This window comes from Bacteroides sp., from assembly GCF_028690125.1.
Taxonomy (GTDB): Bacteria; Bacteroidota; Bacteroidia; order Bacteroidales; family Bacteroidaceae; genus Bacteroides.
The window spans coordinates 1-3,899 of record NZ_JAQVBV010000113.1 but is presented as its reverse complement, the minus strand read 5'-3'; the positions used below and the strand labels follow the sequence as shown (position 1 = coordinate 3,899).

Sequence of the window (3,899 nt, the reverse complement as noted above, 5' to 3'; positions counted from 1 at the left end):
GCGGCAATGTGCCGCTTGAACTGGCGGCCTAGAAAATGCCTTGGGTTTAAGACACCCTATGAAGTTTTTTTAGAAGACGCCAATACCCAAGGACTGGGTGTTGCACTTTGAACTTGAAACCGCGTCTAAAAAAGTCTAGCTCTATAATTTCTTTAAATTTTTCATACACTGACTCGTTAAACTCACGCAAATACCCTGCAACAGATTCATTGCATAGCAGCCTTTTTAGATATGCCTGCATTGCTGTTATGTCGATCATATCTGCTCCATGCTGCTCTTTTAAAGAATCGATTTCTCGCGAGAGTGCCAAATTTTCTTCTTCAAGGCGAGCTTGGCGAGCAAGCATCGCAGGAGTTAATTTGCGAGGTTTGCCTTTATTAACTAGCAACTCGGTAGAAGTAGCATCTAATAGTGCTTTTGCATAAGGAATGGAGAATCTGTTTTGATCATTCATGAGCATGGCTACAGTAATTTGACGTGGTGCCTTCATTTTGCGCAATGTCATGAACACATGCATAGGCACATCCTTATCCTTCAACAACTCAACTACTTCTTCACAAATTCCATCTAGCATTTGTCGTTTATAACGGATCGTTCTGATGTCAAGATTAAGTGCGCTGGCAAGCTTTTCTTCGGAAACCCCAGCCTCAACGGCTTTAACAATCATTTTATGCTCTTGAATTGCTGAAAGACGATTTACGTACTTATTGTAAGTATATCCTTCATCATCAGTCGAAACTAGGCAAGAAACATATTCAACGCCGAGCTCCTTTAGAGCTGCTACTCGTAAATGCCCATCCAATAGTAAATAGGAATCACTGCCCTTAATAGAAGAAACGACAGGCGGTTCTATAAGCCCGACCTCTCGTACTGAGGACAGGATTTGGCAATATTTTCGACCTTGTTTAATCTGACTGGAAACATTTTTTGCTGGAAGTATGTCTTCCACTGGCAAAGAAATCAAATCCACATGAAATCCCTGCTTAATTTTTTTCGACATTGTCTTACCTTCTTATAATATTTGCCACATATTGAGGGATATCATGCATCCCTACTGCTTTAAGTTGGTTGGTAAAATGCACATCATTCAATAGCTGATGAAGTGCTGCGGATGTATAGGCCAAAACATGCCGAATATAATTTGATTGAGCCAACAACTGCTTCTTTTCTTTCGCCCCTTTTTCATAAGCCGCAATCACATCCTCAGCAGAAACACTAGACCGTTCACGCTGTGGGGCAGCAAGACTTTTTCCGTAATGCTTGCGCCTCGAAATAATCTTCTGCGCAAGAACAAGTTTTTTTCCAGGCAATGTTCCTGACTCATATGCTTCAGCCAAAGCCATTTGCACGGAAGAATCATCTTCAGTAGCTATTTTGAGGGCATGATATAAAGGAATTCTGCCATTCTCAACAGCACCAACTAAATAATCCTCTCCCTGATCTAGAAGTCGGACAATACCTCTAATGTACTCCTTGGTCAGGTTCGTTTTTTCCGCTATATCATTATCCCCATACCCTTGTTCTTTCAAATACTTTATGCTTTGAAGAAGCTCTAAAGCATTGCTATTTCGTCTAGCAATATTTTCTACAAGGCTCATTATATGTGCGTCTTCTTCACTGACATCCTTGATTATTGAGGGAATTTCATTTTCCCCAGCTGCTATGTAGGCCTCAAGTCGTCCTTGCCCGCAAACAAGATCATACTTCTTCCCGCCCTTCGGTACACGCTTGGGTGTGACTGTTATTGGACGCTTTAAGCCCACGCTATGTATATTTTGCCGAATTTCTTCGGCAATAGCCTGGCTACGCGTCCTTGGGTTTAGTATGTGAATATCTTCAACTGGAATAAGAATGATTTTTTCGTGTTCCACTATCCACCGCCTTATTAAGGGGAATGTTAACACTTAACTTTAATAAATAGTTCAGAGAATCTGTACGGAAACTATCCAATAGCCCCACATTGTCTTCAGACAATTTAAGATGGCAATGTGAGAATTCCAATGCTGGAAGAATGTAGTAATCAAGAATAGATTCGTTGCATGCCTTCATGCGAACTGCAATTGTTACATCCGGATTGAGACCTGAATCAAAACGAATTTTCCAACGTCTTATTCCATTTTTTGAAGTAAAACAGCGACTAATTACAACTGAAATGTATAATTTATGATTTAATTCAATTAAATCAGTGTCTGGATCAACAGAAATTATTCTGCCGCTTAACTTTTCCACCTCATCAATTACCTGTATTATAGTTTTAGCATGCAATTCTCGCAGCAATCTATTAATTATAACATATTGATAATTCCGTTCTGTAGTATACCCTATCATCCGATAGGCTTTTAAAAGCCCACCAAATCTGGATCTAAAGATACTGCTAGGAGGCAAAGCCTCTGCTTCGTCAATAATTAAGGCAGAAAGTCGCCCTTGCTGTTCATACAAATTGCGCAACCCATGCAATAATTCATCATTCGAGATTTTTAGACTTCGTTCTTTGTATATTTTTTGCACAGTTAAGAATGTTTTAACATCAACGACAGGCTCAAATGCTTGTTCTTTACGCACCCATTCGCTTTCAGGGTTCGGTTTAAACTTGCTTTTCATCTTGCCTGAAGTGCGATTGAAGAGGTTATTGCCTATATATTTTTCATTGGTCAGAACCTCACTAACAGTACCGCGTGACCATATTCGCCCAAAATGGTTTAGCAATTTTTGAGTGTTAAGACTGGCTGCAATTTCTGCTTCATTCATTCCATTGATAAATTGATCATACATCCAGAGCACAATTTTACGCTCTTCTTCTGGCCCTGGTACTAGGATCACTCTTTCTGCAAGTAAGCTTTTACGTTGCCCCATGATTAATTCTTGCTTGGGTTGACCAGCTTCATCAAGCAGCATACGCCGAAGCCCAAAACCTGCCACGCCCCCCTGCCTAAACCCTTTAGCAACTAGATTGCATTGACCCACCCAGACTTTTTGAGAAAGCTGACGACAATAATCACTTGCGCTTTCATCTCGCAGTAATGTCATAATACGATCTGCGATATTACTAGTAAATGCGAGCGGCTTTTCGCATGACTGGCAGATGACATTTTTACGTTCCAAACGCATCCGGTGATATTCCGCCTCGCGACTGTCTACAAATCTCCCCCACCGACTTTCATCTAAATATAGCACGACATTATATTCATTACGCCCTTGCTCAACATCATCAATCAAAGATTGAAATTTTTCCCGTTTTTCTGCGGTCATGCCACTGATGCCTAAATCGGAATAAATTTTAACTATTTCAATACCATACTGTTCTGCATAAGTACGAATCTGATGCTCTTGGTTTTCGGGAGATTCTGTCTGCATCTCTGTGGACATACGTATATATATGGCTCCCTTGAGATGGAGATTCCTGATTTCCTCTTGAGTATATGGTGGCTCTAGCGGTCTCATCAGTAGATTCTCTCCTTATTACGCCTGAGAATATTTCAATATTTAAATTCAGCGAAGGAGAGTCGTATGTCCAGACAAAATATGTGGCAAATTTGCCACAAAAAAAGGTTCAATAATAAGCAGTTTACTGAAGAAATAGTAGAAATGTTGCGGGCCAAGGGCATCACTCAAAAGCAGGTTGCGATTGACCTCGACATGACTGTCTGGCGAGTCCATAATTGGTATTACAAAAATATAGGAATGACTGCCCTGGACTTATTACGAATGATGCAGGCATATGATTTCATTCGTCTGGCTGTCACAAAATTACTTGAGAATGTGGATTCGTAAATTGAGCTAGTTTCGACTTGATCTGACAGGTGCCCCTTGAAGGAAAGGGGAATCTCCGTTTTGATGGAAGTGTAAACGCACCATCAAACAGGGCACAATGCCCACGGAGAATCCCCATGGAAAGTTTC

General features: G+C 40.7%; 4 protein-coding genes. 1 reads left to right on the top strand and 3 read right to left on the bottom strand.

Translation table 11 applies throughout. From position 1 onward, the window contains the following. Positions 1-46: 46 nt before the first annotated feature. From PHO71_RS25450 to PHO71_RS25440, 3 genes are read right to left on the bottom strand one after another with little or no spacing between them, the layout of a single operon-like run. On the bottom strand, positions 47-1,000 hold the full coding sequence (locus PHO71_RS25450) for a plasmid partitioning protein RepB C-terminal domain-containing protein (RefSeq protein WP_300208988.1): 954 nt from the start codon (positions 998-1,000) through the stop codon (positions 47-49). 4 nt (positions 1,001-1,004) lie between these two features. Then, a complete protein-coding gene (locus tag PHO71_RS25445) occupies positions 1,005-1,871 on the bottom strand; it encodes a ParB/RepB/Spo0J family partition protein (RefSeq protein ID WP_300208987.1) in 867 nt (288 codons plus the stop codon). Then, the gene (locus PHO71_RS25440) at positions 1,837-3,441 is read right to left on the bottom strand and encodes a recombinase family protein (protein ID WP_300208986.1); all 1,605 of its coding nucleotides are present in this window, start codon (positions 3,439-3,441) and stop codon (positions 1,837-1,839) included. The genes PHO71_RS25445 and PHO71_RS25440 overlap by 35 nt, the downstream gene beginning before the upstream one ends. Before the next feature lie 66 nt (positions 3,442-3,507). Between PHO71_RS25440 and PHO71_RS25435 the strand changes: the two genes are divergently transcribed. Continuing rightward, entirely contained in the window at positions 3,508-3,771 is a 264-nt protein-coding gene (locus PHO71_RS25435) for a hypothetical protein (protein ID WP_300208985.1), read from the top strand. Positions 3,772-3,899: the final 128 nt, after the last annotated feature.

Bases quoted from the DNA above. Each gene is read 5' to 3' on its own strand.
- PHO71_RS25450 (WP_300208988.1), bottom strand. From the start codon at position 1,000: ATGTCGAAAAAAATTAAGCAGGGATTTCATGTGGATTTGATTTCTTTG.
- PHO71_RS25440 (WP_300208986.1), bottom strand. From the start codon at position 3,441: ATGAGACCGCTAGAGCCACCATATACTCAAGAGGAAATCAGGAATCTC.
- PHO71_RS25435 (WP_300208985.1), top strand. From the start codon at position 3,508: ATGTCCAGACAAAATATGTGGCAAATTTGCCACAAAAAAAGGTTCAAT.